Source organism: Cellulomonas sp. FA1 (genome assembly GCF_000986825.1).
In the GTDB taxonomy this organism is placed as follows: Bacteria; Actinomycetota; Actinomycetes; order Actinomycetales; family Cellulomonadaceae; genus Cellulomonas; species Cellulomonas iranensis.
Genome location: NZ_LBMY01000001.1, coordinates 1,081,192 through 1,097,010 on the forward strand (window position 1 = coordinate 1,081,192; position 15,819 = coordinate 1,097,010).

The following is a 15,819-nucleotide window of genomic DNA, read 5'->3' on the forward strand; positions in this document are numbered from 1 at the left end:
CGGCACCGACACGGCCTCGCCACGCGGCCACCGCGGGGCGCACGTGTGACGTGCACCACTAGGGTCGGTGCATGGCACAGCTGCTGCACCAGTACTCGGTGGACCTCTCGTGGACCGGCGCGGGTGACGCGGGGACCGCGACCTACACGTCCTACGGCCGCGACCACGCGCTGACGGCGGGCGGCAAGCCCGCCCTGCTCGGCACGTCGGACCCGCACTTCCGTGGCGACGCGGACCGCTGGTCGCCCGAGGACCTGCTCGTCGGCGCGCTCGCGCAGTGCCACATGCTGTGGTTCCTGCACCTCGCGGCGAGCGCGGGCGTCGTCGTGGTCGGGTACGAGGACGCGGCCTCGGGCACCATGCGCATCGAGAGCCAGGGGCAGGGCCAGTTCACCGAGGTCGTGCTGCGGCCGCGCGTGACGGTGCGCGGCGGCACGGCGTCCGACGGCCGCGCCGTGGACGACGCGCTGCTGGCGGACGTGCACCGCCGCGCGCACGAGCACTGCTTCATCGCGCGGTCGGTCAACTTCACGGTGCGGCACGAGCCCGCACCCGTCACCGTCAGCCCCTGAGACGCACGCGTCAGGCGCTCACCTCGACGCGCTCGGGCTCGAGCACCTCGGCGAGGAACCGGCCGGTGTGGCTTTGCGGCACCGACGCGACGTGCTCGGGCGTGCCCTGCGCCACGACGGTGCCACCGCCCGACCCGCCCTCGGGGCCCATGTCGACGACCCAGTCGGCGTTCTTGATCACGTCGAGGTTGTGCTCGATGACGAGCACGGTGTTGCCCTTGTCGACGAGCGACTGCAGCACGCCGAGCAGCTTGCGGATGTCCTCGAAGTGCAGACCCGTGGTGGGCTCGTCGAGCACGTAGATGGTGCGTCCCGTCGACCTGCGCTGGAGCTCGGACGCGAGCTTGACGCGCTGCGCCTCACCGCCCGAGAGCGTCGGTGCGGGCTGGCCGAGGCGCACGTACCCGAGGCCGACGTCGACCAGGGTGCGCAGGTGCCGGGAGATCGCCGGCACCGCGGCGAAGAACTCGGCGGCCTCCTCGATGGGCATCTCGAGCACGTCGGCGACCGTCTTGCCCTTGAAGTGCACCTCGAGCGTCTCGCGGTTGTACCGCGCGCCGTGGCAGACCTCGCACGGCACGTAGACGTCGGGCAGGAAGTTCATCTCGATCTTGAGCGTGCCGTCGCCCGAGCACGCCTCGCAGCGCCCGCCCTTGACGTTGAACGAGAACCGTCCCGGCGTGTACCCGCGGACCTTGGCCTCCGACGTCTCGGCGAACAGCCGCCGCACGTGGTCCCACACGCCCGTGTACGTCGCGGGGTTGGAGCGCGGCGTCCGGCCGATCGGACCCTGGTCGACGTGCACGACCTTGTCGAGCTGGTCCAGCCCCGTCACGCGCTTGTGACGCCCGGCGACCTGCCGGGCCCCGTTGAGCTCGTTCGCCATGACCGTGTAGAGGATCGAGTTCACGAGCGTCGACTTGCCCGAGCCCGACACCCCGGTGACGGCCGTGAGCACGCCGAGCGGGAACGACACGTCGATGCCGCGCAGGTTGTTCTCGCGCGCGCCGACCACCGTGACCTGCCGCGAGCGGTCCACGGGGCGCCGCGTCGCGGGCATGGGGATCGAGCGCCGCCCCGAGAGGTAGGCGCCCGTGACGGACTCCTGCGACGCGAGCAGGCCCTCGAGGTCGCCCGAGTGCACGACGCGACCGCCGTGCTCGCCCGCGCCGGGGCCGATGTCGACGATCCAGTCGGCGGTGCGGATGGTGTCCTCGTCGTGCTCGACGACGATGAGCGTGTTGCCGAGGTCGCGCAGCCGCGTGAGCGTCTCGATGAGGCGGCGGTTGTCGCGCTGGTGCAGCCCGATGGACGGCTCGTCGAGCACGTACAGCACGCCGACGAGGCCCGAGCCGATCTGCGTCGCGAGCCGGATCCGCTGCGCCTCGCCGCCCGAGAGCGTGCCGGCGGGGCGCATGAGCGACAGGTAGTCGAGGCCGACGTCGAGCAGGAACCCGAGCCGCGCCTGGATCTCCTTGACGACCTGCGCGGCGATCGCGCGCTCGCGCTCGCCGAGCTCGAGGCCGTCGATGAAGTCGCGCGCCTCGTCGATGGGCAGCGAGCAGACGTCGGCGATGGAGCGGCCGCCGACCTTGACCGCGAGCACCTCGGGCTTGAGGCGGGCGCCGTCGCACGCGGGGCACGGGACCTCGCGCATGAACGCCTCGTACTTCTCCTTGCTCCACTCCGACTCGGTCTCGGAGTGACGCCGCTCGAGGAACGTGATGACGCCCTCGAACCCCGTCGAGTACTGCCGCTCGCGCCCCCACCGGTTGCGGTAGCGCACGTGCACCTCGTGGTTCTGCCCGTGCAGGACGGCGTCGCGGGCGCGCTTCGGCAGGGCACGCCAGGGCGTGTCCATCGAGAAGCCCAGGTCGTCCGCGAGGGCCGTCAGGACGCGCTGGAAGTACTCCGAGGACGTCTGCGCCCACGGCGCGACCGCGCCCTGGGCGAGCGACAGCTCGTCGTCCGGGACGATGAGGTCGGGGTCGACCTCGAGCCGCGAGCCGATGCCGGTGCACTCGGGGCACGCGCCGTAGGGCGCGTTGAACGAGAACGTGCGGGGCTCGATCTCGTCGAGCGTGAGGACGTGGTCGTTCGGGCACGAGCGGTGCTCGGAGAAGCGGCGCTCGCGCTGCGGGTCGTCCGCGTCGGCGTCGACGAGCTCGACGACCAGCAGGCCGCCCGCGAGCCCGAGGGCGGTCTCGACCGAGTCGGTGAGGCGACGCTGCACGCCCTCGCGCGACACGAGCCGGTCGACGACGACCTCGATGTCGTGCTTGAGCTTCTTCTCGAGCGTGGGCGGCGACGCGAGCTGGACGACCTCGCCGTCGACGCGGGCGCGCGCGAAGCCCTTGCCCTGCAGCTCGCGGAACAGGTCGGCGTACTCGCCCTTGCGGCCGCGGACGACGGGCGCCAGGACCTGGTAGCGCGTGCCCTCGGGCAGCTCGAGCAGACGGTCCACGATCTGCTGCGGCGTCTGCGCCTGGACGCGCTCGCCGCAGACCGGGCAGTGCTGCGTGCCGGCGCGCGCGAACAGCAGGCGCAGGTAGTCGTAGACCTCGGTGATGGTGCCGACGGTCGACCGCGGGTTGCGGTTCGTCGACTTCTGGTCGATCGACACGGCGGGCGACAGGCCCTCGATGAAGTCGACGTCGGGCTTGTCCATCTGCCCGAGGAACTGCCGCGCGTACGCCGACAGGGACTCGACGTAGCGGCGCTGGCCCTCGGCGAAGATCGTGTCGAACGCGAGCGACGACTTGCCGGAGCCGGACAGGCCGGTGAACGCGATCATGGCGTCGCGAGGCAGGTCGAGGTCGACGTTGCGGAGGTTGTGCTCCCGGGCGCCGCGGACCACGAGACGGTCGGACAGAGGTTGCGTCACAGCCGTGCAGTCTACGACCGCCCTCCGACAATCGCACACGTGTTCGACGTGACGCGCGTCCCGTCGGCCGCACGCGCACGCCCGCGCCGCAGCGCGCGCGAGCGACGCCCGTCCGGTCCATGCTGGTCGCGATGGAGCTCACGACCAGCCCCGACGCGTCCACCCGGCACCCCGACCTGCTCGGCTGCCAGGTGCCCATCGAGGACTACGCGGTCCTCGGAGACGGGCACACCGCCGCCCTCGTCTCGCGCGAGGGGTCCCTCGACTGGCTGTGCCTGCCGCGCTTCGACTCCGACGCGTGCTTCGCGGCGCTGCTCGGCACGCCCGACCACGGGCGCTGGCTCCTGACGGTGCGCGACGCGACGTCCGTGACGCGGACGTACCGTGGCGACTCGTTCGTGCTCGACACGACGTACGTCACGCCGACCGGCACGGCCGTCGCGACGGACGCCATGCCGCTCGGCGACGGCCGCAGCGACGTCGTGCGGCGCGTCGAGTGCACGCACGGCGAGGTCGAGGTCGAGCACGAGTGGGTCGTGCGGTTCGGCTACGGCGGCATCCAGCCGTGGGTCCGGCACGAGCGCGACGCCGACGGGAACGACGCGATCCGCGCGATCGCGGGGCCCGACTCGCTGGTCCTGCGCGGCGACCGGCTCCCCCGCGCCGTCGACCACCGGCACCGCGACCGCTTCACGCTGCGCGCGGGCGAGAGCGTCGAGCTGTCCCTCACGTGGGTGCACTCGTGGCAGCGCGTCCCGTCGCGGCTCACGGTGCCGGACCGGCTCGACGAGACCGTGATCGCGTGGGGCCTGTGGGCGCGGGACTGCACGTACGACGGCCCGTACGGCGAGGCCGTCGTCCGCTCGCTGCTGGTCCTGCGGATGCTGACCGACGTGACGACGGGCGGCATCGTCGCCGCGCCGACGACCTCGCTGCCCGAGACGTTCGGCGGCGAACGCAACTGGGACTACCGGTACTGCTGGCTGCGCGACGCGGCGCTCACGCTCGAGGCGCTGCTCGAGCAGGGGTTCCGCGACGAGGCGACGCAGTGGCGGGACTGGCTCGAACGGGCCGTGGCCGGCGACCCGCGCGACCTGCAGATCATGTACCGCCTGGACGGTGGGCGCCGGCTCCCCGAGACGCACCTCGACCACCTGCCGGGCTACGCCGGGTCGCGGCCGGTGCGGCTCGGCAACGGCGCGGTCGACCAGGTCCAGCACGACGTGCTCGGCGAGGTGATGTCGGCCCTCGCGATGGCGCGCGACGCGGGCCTGGCCGAGACCGCGGACTCGTGGTCGCTGCAGCGACGGCTCGTCGACGACCTCGTGCGCGGCTGGCGCGAGCCGGACCGCGGCATCTGGGAGGTCCGCGGCGAGCCGCGCCACTTCACGCACTCGAAGTTCATGGCCTGGGCGGCGCTCGACCGGTCGATCCGCGGCGCCGAGGACCACGGCCTGCCGGCGCCGCTGGACCGGTGGCGCACCGCGCGCGACGAGATCCGCGCCGACGTCCTCGCGCACGGCTGGTCCGACGAGGTCGGCAGCTTCGTGCAGCACTACGGAGCGACGCACACGGACGCGTCCCTGCTGCAGATGGTGCAGGTCGGCTTCCTGCCCGCGGACGACCCGCGCGTCCTCGCGACGGTCGCACGGGTGCGCGACGAGCTCGAGGTCGCGCCGGGGCTGCTGCTGCGCTACCGCGCCGAGCGGACCGACGACGGCCTGGAGGGCGACGAGGCGCCGTTCCTCGCGTGCTCGTTCTGGCTCGCGGACGCGCTCGCGCGCGCGGGCGACGTCGCCGGGTCGACCCGGGTGCTCGACGCGCTGGTGCCGCTCGCGAACGACGTGGGGCTGCTCGCGGAGCAGTACGACCCGCGGGCGCGGCGCATGGTCGGCAACGTGCCGCAGGCGCTGTCCCACCTCGCGCTCGTGCGCGCGGCCCACAGCCACGACGTCGCGTCCCGGGCAGCCGCCGCGGTCGACGCGGCGGACGACGGCACCTCGGTCGAGGCACGATGACGGGACCGGGCTACACGGGGCGGGTGCACGTCGGCGGACCGACCGACGTGCGCGTGCTCGACGGCGCGGAGATCCGCAAGGTCGCCGTCGGTCCGATGGACAACGCGGCCTACCTGCTGACGTGCCGTCGCACGGGCGCGCAGCTGCTCGTCGACGCGCCCGCCGACCCGGACCGGCTGCTCGCGCTCGTGCGCGAGGGCTCGCCGTCGGCGCGGCTCGACGTCGTCGTCGTCACGCACCGCCACCACGACCACGTCGGTGCGCTGACGTCGGTGGTGGCGGTGACCGGCGCGCGCGTCGCGGCGGGGGTGGACGACGCGGACGCGATCGCCGCCGCGACCGACCACCCGGTGACCACGCGTCTGCGGCACGGCGACACCGTCGCGGTCGGCGACCTCGTGGTCGAGGTCGTCGCGCTGCGCGGGCACACCCCGGGGTCGGTCGCGCTCGCGCTGACCGAGCCCGCGGACGCCGCGGCGCCGGGCGCCGTGCCGGGGCGCGTGCACCTGTTCACGGGCGACTCGCTGTTCCCCGGCGGCGTCGGCGCGACCGGCGGCGACCCCGCGCGGTTCGCGGCGCTGCTGGGCGACGTCACGGCACGCGTGTTCGACCGGTTCCGCGACGACACCTGGGTCTACCCCGGGCACGGCGACGACACGACGCTCGGTGCCGAGCGTCCGCAGCTGGCCGCCTGGGCGGCACGCGGCTGGTGAGCGGTCAGCCCTCGAGCGGCCCCAGCACCGACGCCGCGACCGTCGCGTGCGCGGACTCGTCGTCCGACGGGTGGTAGATGCCGGCGAGCACGTCCCGGTACAGGCGCGCGAGCTCGCTGCCCGTGAAGTAGGCGCCGCCGCCCGACACCCGCAGCGCGTGGTCGACGACCACGCGCGCGGTCTCGGTGGCCCGCACCTTGAGGCCCACGAGCTGCGCGAACCACCGCGCGCCGTGGTCGACCCGCTCGTCGACGTCGCGCGCGAGCGCGAACAGCTGCAGCTCGGCGCCGTCCTGCGCGAGCGCGGCGTCCGCGACCCGCCACCGGATGTCGGGGTCCTGCGCGTAGCTGCGCCCGCCGTTCTTCATCGAGGTGCGGCGGCGCGCGTGCGCCACGCCCACCTCGAGCGCGCGGCGCCCGATCCCCGTGTACACGGCAGCCAGCAGCGTCTCGAAGACCGCGAAGAGCGCGAACACGAACGGGTCGGCGCTCGGGCCCGGGGGCAGCCGCCGGTACACGCGGTCCGCCGGTGCGTACGCACCGTCGAGCACCGTGGTCGCGGACTGCGTCGCGCGCATGCCGAGCGTGTCCCAGTCGTCCTTGGCCCGCACGCCGCCGTCCTCGCGCGCGACGACGCCGTGCACGAGGCGCGGGTCGTCGGGGTCGGAGTCGTCGAGGCCGAACGTCGCCAGCCGCGTCCACACGGGCGACAGCGACGTGAAGATCTTGGTGCCGTGGTACCGGTAGCCGCCGTCGTCCTGGCGCTCGGCGCGCGTGCGCGACCCGAACATCACGAGGTCGTTGCCGGCCTCGGAGTTGCCGAACGCGAACACCTCGCCGGCGGCCGCGTCCCGCAGCACGAACTCCACCGAGCCGTCGCCGCGCGCGTCGAGCAGCGCCGCGAGCCCGGTCACCACGAGGTGCATGTTCACCGCGAGGGCCGTCGCGGGCGCGGCGCCCGCGAGCCGGACCTGCTCGCGCGCGACCTCCTCGAGGGTCAGGCCGGCACCGCCGAGCCGCTCCGGCACGAACGCCGTGAGGTAGCCCGCCGCGACGAGGTCGGCGAGGTCGTCGTGCGGGAACGTGTTGTCACGGTCGTGGGCGTCGGCACGCGAGCGGATGCGCTCGAGCAGCTCGTCGGTCAGCAGGGTGCGCTGCCGCCGCGGTGCCGGCGGGGTCGTCGAGGTCATGCCGCCACTCTGCCACCGCCGCGCGCGGCCACCGCGCCGCGCGGCTCGGGCAGGATGTCGTCATGACCACATTCGCCGTCCGCTACACCTACGACGAGCGCGCCGACGTGCGCGACACCGTGCGTCCCGAGCACCGCGCGTGGCTCGCGCAGCAGGCCGACGCCGGCGCCCTGCTCGGCTCGGGACCGTTCACGGACGGCGACCCGGGCGCTCTGCTCGTGTTCCGCGCCACGGACGAGGCCGCGTTGCGCCTCCTGCTCGCGCAGGACCCGTTCGCGCGCGAGGGGCTCGTCGCCGCCACCGACGTGCGCGCGTGGGACGTCGTGCTCGGCCCGTGGGCGACGACCGTCTGAGACCGACCGGCCGGGGTGGGCACGAGACGCGCCCACCCCGCGCGCGCGTCAGGCGCCCGGTCGCCCGGGGGCCGGGGGGTCGTCGTGCTGCGCGGGTGGCGCCGCGACCGACCGCCGCGGGCCCAGCACGAGGCTCGCGACCGTCGCGGCACCCAGCGCACCCGCGATGACCACGAGCGAGAGCCACGTCGGCACCTCGGGCGCCCACGCCACGGGCTCGCCGCCGTTGACGAAACCCAGCGTGTTCGTCGCGAGCGCCTCGAGCACGAGCTTGCCGCCGATGAACGCGAGGACCGCCGCCAGCCCGTAGGGCAGGTACACGAGCGTGTCGAGCAGCCCGCCGAGCAGGAAGTACAGCTGGCGCAGCCCCATCAGCGCGAACACGTTCGCGGTGAACACGATGAACGGGTCGTGCGTGAGCCCGAAGATCGCGGGGATCGAGTCGAAGGCGAACAGCACGTCGGTCGTGCCGATCGCGAGGAAGACGACCAGCAGCGGCGTGAAGACGCGCCGCCCGTCGCGCTCGGTGCGCAGGTTCCCGCCGTCGTACGTCGAGGACATCGGCAGCACGCGCCGCACGACCCGCACGACCGCATTCTCGCTGTACTCCTCGTCGTCGTCGCCCGCGCCCTCGCGGGCGACCTTCACGGCCGTCCACACGAGGAAGGCGCCGAACAGGTAGAACACCCACGTGTACCGCTCGATGAGCGCCGCACCGGCCAGGATGAACCCGCCGCGCAGCACGAGGGCGACGACGATGCCGACCATGAGGACGCGCTGCTGCTGCTCCCGCGGCACGGCGAAGCTCGACATGATCAGCAGGAACACGAACAGGTTGTCGACCGACAGGCTGTACTCGGTCAACCAGCCGGCGACGAACTCCCCCGCGGGCGCCGCGCCGCCGACGACGGACAGCAGCCCGGCGAAGGCGAGCGCGAGACCCACGTACACGAGCACCCACGTGACGCTCTCGCGCACGCTCGGCACGTGCGGACGGCGCCGCACGATGGCGAGGTCGACCAGGAGGATCGCGACGACCGCGACGAGCGAGGCGACCTGGAAGGCCGCGGGCAGCTCGTGGGTCACGGACGGTCGTCCCGGATCTCGTCACGCCCGACGCCGGGACCCTCGGGGGCGTCGGCGTGCACGCCGAGGCGCGCCTCGCGCGACGACGCCTGCGCGGCCGCCGACGCGGCGGCGTCCTTGCGGGTGCGGCGCAACGACAGCACGGTGGTGACGACCAGGGTCGCGATGATGACCCCGAGCGACACCCACGTGTTGACCTCGGGGATCGCGGTGACGTGCTCGCCGCCGTTGATGAAGCCGACCTCGTTGGTGTGCAGCGCGTGGATGAGCAGCTTCACGCCGATGAAGCCGAGGATGAAGCCCAGGCCGTACGACAGGTACACGAGCTTGTCGAGCAGCCCGTCGATGAGGAAGAACAGCTGCCGCAGGCCCAGCAGCGAGAACGCGTTGGCCGTGAAGACGAGGTAGGTCTCCTGCGTGAGGCCGAAGATCGCCGGGATCGAGTCGACCGCGAAGATGATGTCGGCGGTGCCGATCGCGATCATGACGATGAGCATCGGGGTGATGAACCGCTTGCCGTCGCGGCGGACGACCATCTTGTCCTCGACGTAGTCGTCGGTCGTCGGGAACGCGCGACGCGTCCAGCGGAGCACCGCGTTCTCGTGGTACTCGCCCTCCTCCTCGCTGCCCGACCTGATCTGCGTCCACGCGGTGTACAGCAGGAACGCGCCGAAGATGTAGAAGATCCATGACAGGTTCTCGATCATCGCGGCGCCGACGAAGATGAAGACCGTGCGCAGCACGAGCGCGATCGTGATGCCGATGAGCAGCACCTTCTGCTGGTACAGCCGCGGCACGCGGAAGCTCGCCATGATGAGGACGAACACGAAGAGGTTGTCGACGGACAGGCTCTTCTCGGTCACGTACCCCGCGAAGTACTCGCCGCCGTAGGTCGCGCCCCACACGCCCCACACGAGGAAGCCGAAGAGGATCGCGACGCCGACGTAGCCGGCCGACCACCAGGCCGACTCGCGCAGGGTGGGCTCGTGCGGCGAACGCACGTGCCCCACGTAGTCGACGGCGAGCATGAGCAGGATGGCGCCGACGGTGACGGCCCACGCCCAGACAGGAACATCCACGAAACGACCTCCGGAAGGGTACGGCTGATGACCGGAGGTCTCTTCCGCCAGCGCCGGACCCAGCGGGTCGGACGCGCGGCCGACGGCACCGGGCCGGCAACGATGGCGACCGTGATGACGATGACGTCGCGGGGAGTACTCCCCTCCAGTGCGCCACTATAGGTGACGGACCGGCGGGCCGCGTCAGACCAGGCAGAACTCGTTGCCCTCGGGGTCCTGCAGCACGATCCAGAATCCCTGCGCCGGGTCGTCGAACTCCCGCACGTGCGTCGCTCCGCGCGCGACGAGCTCGTCCGCGCGCGCACGGACGGCGGGCTTGTCGGGCTCCTCGCCGCGCGCGCGTCCGGGCTGACCGACGTCGAGGTGCAGGCGGTTCTTGGCGACCTTGCCCTCGGGCACCTTCTGCAGGAAGAGGCGCGGCCCGCCGCCGTCGGGGTCGACGATCGCGTACGCGTCGTTCCAGCGGTCCTCGGGCAGCCCCCAGCCCTGGAGGGTCTCCTCCCACGTGCTGAACCCCGGCGGTGGCGGCTCCTCGACGTAGCCCAGCACGTCGGCCCAGAACGCCCCCAGGCCGCGGGGGTCGTGCGCGTCGACGACGATCTGCAACCTGCGGTCCATGCGTCCTCCAGCGGCGGTACGGGTGGTCCCGTGCGGCGGCGCCGCGCGGTCAGGCGGTGGCGGCCTGCATCTGCCGCAGCTCCTTCTTCAGCCCCGAGATCTCGTCGCGCAACCGCGCCGCGAGCTCGAACTGCAGCTCGCCCGCGGCGGCGTGCATCTGGTCCGTGAGCTGCTGGATGAGGTCGGCGAGCTCGTGCGCCGCCGCGCCGGTGAGGCGCGTGCGCTCGTCGTGCGGCGCGTTGCGCGACCCGAACCCGGGCACGGGCGCCTTGCCGCGACTTGCCTGCCGGCCGCCGCCGCCGAGCAGCTCGGCGGTGTCGGCGTCCTCGCGCGCGAGCATGTCGGTGATGTCGCCGATGCGCTTGCGCAGCGGCTGCGGGTCGATGCCGTGCTCGAGGTTGTACGCGATCTGCTTCTCGCGGCGACGGTCGGTCTCGTCGAGCGCGAGCCGCATGGCCGGGGTGATCTTGTCGGCGTACATGTGCACCTGGCCGGAGACGTTGCGCGCGGCACGGCCGATCGTCTGGATCAGCGACTTGCCCGAGCGCAGGAAGCCCTCCTTGTCGGCGTCGAGGATCGCGACCAGCGAGACCTCGGGCAGGTCGAGGCCCTCCCGCAGCAGGTTGATGCCGACGAGCACGTCGTACTCGCCCAGGCGCAGCTCGCGGAGCAGCTCGACGCGGCGCAGCGTGTCGACCTCGGAGTGCAGGTACCGGACCCGGACGTCCTTCTCCAGGAGGTAGTCGGTGAGGTCCTCCGACATCTTCTTCGTCAGCGTCGTGACCAGGACGCGCTCGTCGCGCTCGACGCGCGTGCGGATCTCGCCCAGCAGGTCGTCGATCTGCCCCTTCGTGGGCTTGACGACGACCTCGGGGTCGACGAGCCCGGTCGGACGGATGATCTGCTCGACCACGCCGTCCGCCATCGACAGCTCGTAGTCCCCGGGCGTCGCTGACAGGTACACGGTCTGCCCGATGCGCTCGACGAACTCCTCCCACCGCAGCGGGCGGTTGTCGATCGCGCTCGGCAGCCGGAACCCGTGGTCGACCAGCGCCCGCTTGCGCGACCGGTCGCCCTCGTACATCGCGCCGATCTGGGGCACGGTCACGTGCGACTCGTCGATGACGAGCAGGAAGTCCTCGGGGAAGTAGTCGATCAGCGTGTGCGGCGCGGACCCCGGCGCGCGTCCGTCGATGTGCCGCGAGTAGTTCTCGATGCCCGAGCACGAGCCGATCTGCCGCATCATCTCGATGTCGTAGGTCGTGCGCATCTGCAGCCGCTGCGCCTCGAGGAGCTTGTTCTGCCGCTCGAGGTCCGCCAGGCGCTCCGCCAGCTCGGCCTCGATCCCGGTGATCGCGCGCTCCATGCGCTCGGGACCGGCCACGTAGTGCGTCGCCGGGAAGACGTGGACCTGCTGCTCGTCCCGCACGATGTCGCCCGTGAGCGGGTGGAGCGTCGCGATCGCCTCGATCTCGTCGCCGAACATCTCGATGCGGATCGCGAGCTCCTCGTAGACCGGGATGATCTCGATCGTGTCGCCGCGCACGCGGAACGTCCCGCGCGTGAACGCCATGTCGTTGCGCGAGTACTGCATCGTCACGAACTGGCGCAGCAGCTGGTCGCGGTCGATCCGGTCGCCGACCGCGAGGGTCACCATGCGGTCGACGTACTCCTGCGGCGTGCCCAGCCCGTAGATGCACGACACCGTCGCGACCACCACGACGTCCCGGCGCGTCAGCAGCGAGCTCGTCGCGGAGTGCCGCAGCCGCTCGACCTCCTCGTTGATCGAGGAGTCCTTCTCGATGTAGGTGTCCGTCTGCGCGATGTACGCCTCGGGCTGGTAGTAGTCGTAGTACGAGACGAAGTACTCGACGGCGTTGTTCGGCAGCAGCTCACGGAACTCCGTGGCGAGCTGCGCGGCGAGGGTCTTGTTGGGCGCCATGACGAGCGTGGGACGCTGCAGCCGCTCGATGAGCCACGCGGTGGTCGCGGACTTGCCGGTGCCGGTCGCGCCGAGCAGCACGACGTCCTTCTCGCCCGCCTGCACGCGCTCGGCGAGCTCGGCGATCGCGGTCGGCTGGTCGCCGCTCGGGGTGTACTCGGACACCACCTCGAACGGCGCGACGGTCCGCTGCAGGTCGGTCACGGGGCGCATGCGACCACCGTACGTCGGGCCACCGACAACGACCCCGCGAGGGCCCGCCCGAGGGGCCCGTCCGTCTCAGGTGCCGCTGAACGACACCGAGGCCGCGGGGTCCGCCTCCTTGAGCAGCTTCGCGTAGCCGTCCATGAACGCGCGGTACGTCGAGAAGCCCGCGACCTTGCGCTTCGAGACCGGCAGGAGCGCGCTCACGCCCGACGAGCGCGTCACGTAGCTCGTGATGAGCGTCCGCACCGTCACGCGGCCCACGGCCCGGTCGACCTCGGCGTCGAAGAACAGCACCGGCTCGGTGCCGTCGCGCGTCATGTCACGGACGGCGAAGGAGACCTTGCTCGACCCGCGCTCCCCCGTCCGCAGCCAGCCGGACGGGTCGTCGACCGCCGCGGCCGCCTTCACCGCCAGATCGAGGACCTGGGTCGCCGACAGCGCCCCCGTCGCGACCGAGACGGACGCCTTCGACTGCAGCGGGCGCGCCTCCCACCCGTTCGTGCCGACCGACTGGAGCGCCATCGTTCCTCCGGCTGCTGTTCCCCTGACGGGCCGCCGCAGCGGCCCCCGGACGCGTCGTCGCGCCCGCTCCGAGTGATCGGCGGTCGAACCGTACTCCTCGCGTGGAGACGCGTTCAATCCACCCGTCCGGGTGACGCCGGTTCGCCGCATCGGCGGACGAACGTCCCGCCGGCACCGCGTCGACGTGTGGCAGACGGGGTCAGGGCGTGTCGGCGGCGCGCTCGGCGTCTTGCTCGGCCGCGACCCGCTCCCACAGCTCGTCGACCTGCCGCCGCAGGTCGACGTCGCCGCCCGTGCCGTCGAGCACGACGTCGGCGACCGCCAGGCGCTCCTCGTCGCGCGCCTGCGCCGCGACACGCGCCTCCGCGTCGGCGCGGGTCATGCCCCGCAGCCGCACGAGCCGCTCGACCCGCAGCACCGCGGGCGCGTGGACGACCACGACGGCGTGGAAGTCGCCGGCCTGGCCCGTCTCGACCAGCAACGGGATGTCGTGCACGACGACGGCGCCCGGGTCGAGCGCGGCGGCGGACGCCTCGCGCTCGGCCGCGAGCCGCCGGACCGCCGGGTGGACGATCGCGTCGAGCCGGGACCGCGCGTCCGGGTCGGAGAACACGACGCGGGCGAGCGCCGGTCGGTCGAGCGTGCCGTCCTCCCGGAGCACCTCCGGGCCGAACGCCTCGACGACGGCGTCGAGACCGGGCGTCCCGGGTTCGACGGCCGCGCGCGCGAGCACGTCGGCGTCGACGACGACCGCCCCGCGCTCGGCGAACCTGCGCGCCGCGACGGACTTGCCGGCCGCGATGCCTCCCGTGAGCCCGATGCGCTGCATCGCCCCATCGTGCCCACCACGGGCGCCGGGCGCGACCCGCCCCGCCGTCGTGCCGCGGGGACGGCGACGGCCGGCCACCCCAGGGGTGGCCGGCCGTCGTGGCGTGCCGGGCGCGGGCGTGGGCCCGCGGTCCGTCAGTTGCCGGTGAGCTTCTCGCGCAGCGCGGCGAGCGCCTCGTCGGACGCAAGGGTGCCGGTGGCCTCCTCCGTCGCGGACGAGTAGGTCGACGGGATCGCCCCGCCGCCACCGCCGGACGTCGACGCACCGGTGTCCGAGTTCTGCGCGTCGAGGTCCGCCTGGGCCGCCGCGGCGACCTGCTTGCGGTGGGCCTCCCAGCGCTCGTGGGCGGCCGCGTACTGGGCCTCCCACGCCTCGCGCTGGGCCTCGAAGCCCTCGAGCCACTCGTTCGTCGTCGGGTCGAAGCCCTCGGGGTACTTGTAGTTGCCCTGCTCGTCGTACTCGGCCGCCATGCCGTACAGCGCGGGGTCGAAGTCCTCCGACTCGGGGTCGAAGCCCTCGTTCGCCTGCTTGAGCGACAGCGAGATGCGGCGACGCTCGAGGTCGATGTCGATGACCTTGACGAAGACGTCGTCGCCGACCTGCACGACCTGCTCGGGGATCTCGACGTGGCGCACGGCCAGCTCCGAGATGTGCACGAGGCCCTCGATGCCGTCCTCGACACGCACGAACGCACCGAACGGGACCAGCTTGGTGACCTTGCCGGGCACGACCTGGCCGATGGCGTGCGTCCGGGCGAACGCCTGCCACGGGTCCTCCTGCGTCGCCTTCAGCGACAGGGAGACCCGCTCGCGGTCGAAGTCGACCTCGAGCACCTCGACCGTGACCTCCTGGCCGACCTCGACGACCTCGGACGGGTGGTCGATGTGCTTCCAGGACAGCTCGGAGACGTGCACGAGCCCGTCCACGCCGCCCAGGTCGACGAACGCGCCGAAGTTGACGATCGAGGACACGACGCCGGGACGGACCTGGCCCTTCTGCAGGGTCTGCAGGAAGGTCGAGCGCACCTCGGACTGCGTCTGCTCGAGCCACGCACGGCGCGACAGGACCACGTTGTTGCGGTTCTTGTCGAGCTCGATGATCTTGGCCTCGATCTCCTTGCCGACGTACGGCTGGAGGTCGCGGACGCGACGCATCTCGACGAGGGAGGCCGGCAGGAAGCCGCGCAGGCCGATGTCGAGGATGAGGCCGCCCTTGACGACCTCGATGACGGTGCCGGTGACGACGCCGTCCTCCTCCTTGATCTTCTCGATCGTGCCCCACGCCCGCTCGTACTGCGCGCGCTTCTTGGACAGGATCAGCCGACCCTCCTTGTCCTCCTTCTGGAGGACCAGGGCCTCGACCTCGTCGCCGACCTTGACGACCTCACCGGGGTCCACGTCGTGCTTGATGGACAGCTCGCGGGAGGGGATGACGCCCTCGGTCTTGTAACCGATGTCGAGCAGGACCTCGTCGCGGTCGACCTTGACGATGGTGCCCTCGACGATGTCGCCATCGTTGAAGTACTTGATGGTGGCGTCGATCGCGGCGAGGAAGTCCTCGGCCGAACCGATGTCGTTCACCGCGACCTGCGGGGCGGCGGGCTTCGCGGGGGTGGAGATGCTCATGTAGGGGTGGGCTCCGATGCGGACAGGATGTAGTGCGGACAGGAGTGGTGTCGTCTCGGCAACAGCGCCGATCGCCCGGGTGTTCCCGGAACCCGCCCCCGACGTCGGCCGAGGGCCGGACCACGAGCAGGGCGAGAACGCGAGAGCGCGCGTATCACCGCCGTCCACCCTATCGGGTGGAC

Annotated in this window: 13 protein-coding genes; 4 read left to right on the forward strand and 9 right to left on the reverse strand. The window is 72.5% G+C overall.

From position 1 onward, the window contains the following. The first annotated feature begins 71 nt into the window (after positions 1 to 71). On the forward strand, positions 72 to 572 hold the full coding sequence (locus GY42_RS04835) for an OsmC family protein (protein WP_046528473.1): 501 nt from the start codon (positions 72 to 74) through the stop codon (positions 570 to 572). A 10-nt stretch (positions 573 to 582) separates the two neighbouring features. On the opposite strand, the gene uvrA is transcribed toward GY42_RS04835, so the two are convergent. Further along, complete coding sequence (gene uvrA, locus GY42_RS04840) at positions 583 to 3,444, reverse strand: excinuclease ABC subunit UvrA (protein WP_046530554.1); 2,862 nt, start codon at positions 3,442 to 3,444, stop codon at positions 583 to 585. 143 nt (positions 3,445 to 3,587) lie between these two features. Between uvrA and GY42_RS04845 the strand changes: the two genes are divergently transcribed. Continuing rightward, positions 3,588 to 5,474, forward strand: a complete 1,887-nt coding sequence (locus tag GY42_RS04845) for a glycoside hydrolase family 15 protein (RefSeq protein ID WP_152667214.1) — start codon at positions 3,588 to 3,590, stop codon at positions 5,472 to 5,474. Next, positions 5,471 to 6,187: an MBL fold metallo-hydrolase gene (locus GY42_RS04850; RefSeq protein WP_046528474.1), complete on the forward strand. Its 717-nt coding sequence runs from the start codon at positions 5,471 to 5,473 to the stop codon at positions 6,185 to 6,187. The genes GY42_RS04845 and GY42_RS04850 overlap by 4 nt, the downstream gene beginning before the upstream one ends. A gap of 4 nt (positions 6,188 to 6,191) precedes the next feature. Here GY42_RS04850 and GY42_RS04855 read toward each other — a convergent pair whose 3' ends face one another. Continuing rightward, positions 6,192 to 7,376 (reverse strand): acyl-CoA dehydrogenase family protein, encoded by a 1,185-nt coding sequence (locus GY42_RS04855; protein ID WP_046528475.1) that lies wholly within the window; start codon positions 7,374 to 7,376, stop codon positions 6,192 to 6,194. Between the two features lie 62 nt (positions 7,377 to 7,438). Between GY42_RS04855 and GY42_RS04860 the strand changes: the two genes are divergently transcribed. Further along, entirely contained in the window at positions 7,439 to 7,729 is a 291-nt protein-coding gene (locus GY42_RS04860) for a YciI family protein (RefSeq protein WP_046528476.1), read from the forward strand. Positions 7,730 to 7,777: 48 nt separating this feature from the next. On the opposite strand, the gene GY42_RS04865 is transcribed toward GY42_RS04860, so the two are convergent. The 7 genes from GY42_RS04865 to rpsA all read right to left on the reverse strand — a co-directional run bounded on the left by GY42_RS04865 (position 7,778) and on the right by rpsA (position 15,637). Next, positions 7,778 to 8,815, reverse strand: a complete 1,038-nt coding sequence (locus GY42_RS04865) for a TerC family protein (RefSeq protein WP_046528477.1) — start codon at positions 8,813 to 8,815, stop codon at positions 7,778 to 7,780. Further along, positions 8,812 to 9,894, reverse strand: a complete 1,083-nt coding sequence (locus tag GY42_RS04870) for a TerC family protein (protein ID WP_082131355.1) — start codon at positions 9,892 to 9,894, stop codon at positions 8,812 to 8,814. The genes GY42_RS04865 and GY42_RS04870 overlap by 4 nt, the downstream gene beginning before the upstream one ends. Before the next feature lie 183 nt (positions 9,895 to 10,077). Beyond that, a complete protein-coding gene (locus GY42_RS04875; protein WP_046528478.1) occupies positions 10,078 to 10,512 on the reverse strand; it encodes a VOC family protein in 435 nt (144 codons plus the stop codon). 49 nt (positions 10,513 to 10,561) lie between these two features. Next, complete coding sequence (gene uvrB / locus GY42_RS04880; protein ID WP_046528479.1) at positions 10,562 to 12,667, reverse strand: excinuclease ABC subunit UvrB; 2,106 nt, start codon at positions 12,665 to 12,667, stop codon at positions 10,562 to 10,564. Positions 12,668 to 12,733: 66 nt separating this feature from the next. After that, positions 12,734 to 13,183, reverse strand: a complete 450-nt coding sequence (locus GY42_RS04885) for a hypothetical protein (protein ID WP_046528480.1) — start codon at positions 13,181 to 13,183, stop codon at positions 12,734 to 12,736. A 199-nt stretch (positions 13,184 to 13,382) separates the two neighbouring features. After that, complete coding sequence (coaE, locus tag GY42_RS04890; RefSeq protein WP_046528481.1) at positions 13,383 to 14,012, reverse strand: dephospho-CoA kinase; 630 nt, start codon at positions 14,010 to 14,012, stop codon at positions 13,383 to 13,385. 134 nt (positions 14,013 to 14,146) lie between these two features. Continuing rightward, positions 14,147 to 15,637, reverse strand: a complete 1,491-nt coding sequence (rpsA, locus tag GY42_RS04895; protein WP_046528482.1) for a 30S ribosomal protein S1 — start codon at positions 15,635 to 15,637, stop codon at positions 14,147 to 14,149. Positions 15,638 to 15,819 lie beyond the last annotated feature (182 nt).

Excerpts from the sequence above, each read along its gene's own strand:
- GY42_RS04835 (WP_046528473.1), top strand. The coding sequence starts at position 72 with ATGGCACAGCTGCTGCACCAGTACTCGGTGGACCTCTCGTGGACCGGC.
- GY42_RS04845 (WP_152667214.1), top strand. The coding sequence starts at position 3,588 with ATGGAGCTCACGACCAGCCCCGACGCGTCCACCCGGCACCCCGACCTG.
- GY42_RS04850 (WP_046528474.1), top strand. The coding sequence starts at position 5,471 with ATGACGGGACCGGGCTACACGGGGCGGGTGCACGTCGGCGGACCGACC.
- GY42_RS04855 (WP_046528475.1), bottom strand. The coding sequence starts at position 7,376 with ATGACCTCGACGACCCCGCCGGCACCGCGGCGGCAGCGCACCCTGCTG.
- GY42_RS04860 (WP_046528476.1), top strand. The coding sequence starts at position 7,439 with ATGACCACATTCGCCGTCCGCTACACCTACGACGAGCGCGCCGACGTG.
- GY42_RS04875 (WP_046528478.1), bottom strand. The coding sequence starts at position 10,512 with ATGGACCGCAGGTTGCAGATCGTCGTCGACGCGCACGACCCCCGCGGC.
- uvrB (WP_046528479.1), bottom strand. The coding sequence starts at position 12,667 with ATGCGCCCCGTGACCGACCTGCAGCGGACCGTCGCGCCGTTCGAGGTG.
- GY42_RS04885 (WP_046528480.1), bottom strand. The coding sequence starts at position 13,183 with ATGGCGCTCCAGTCGGTCGGCACGAACGGGTGGGAGGCGCGCCCGCTG.
- coaE (WP_046528481.1), bottom strand. The coding sequence starts at position 14,012 with ATGCAGCGCATCGGGCTCACGGGAGGCATCGCGGCCGGCAAGTCCGTC.
- rpsA (WP_046528482.1), bottom strand. The coding sequence starts at position 15,637 with ATGAGCATCTCCACCCCCGCGAAGCCCGCCGCCCCGCAGGTCGCGGTG.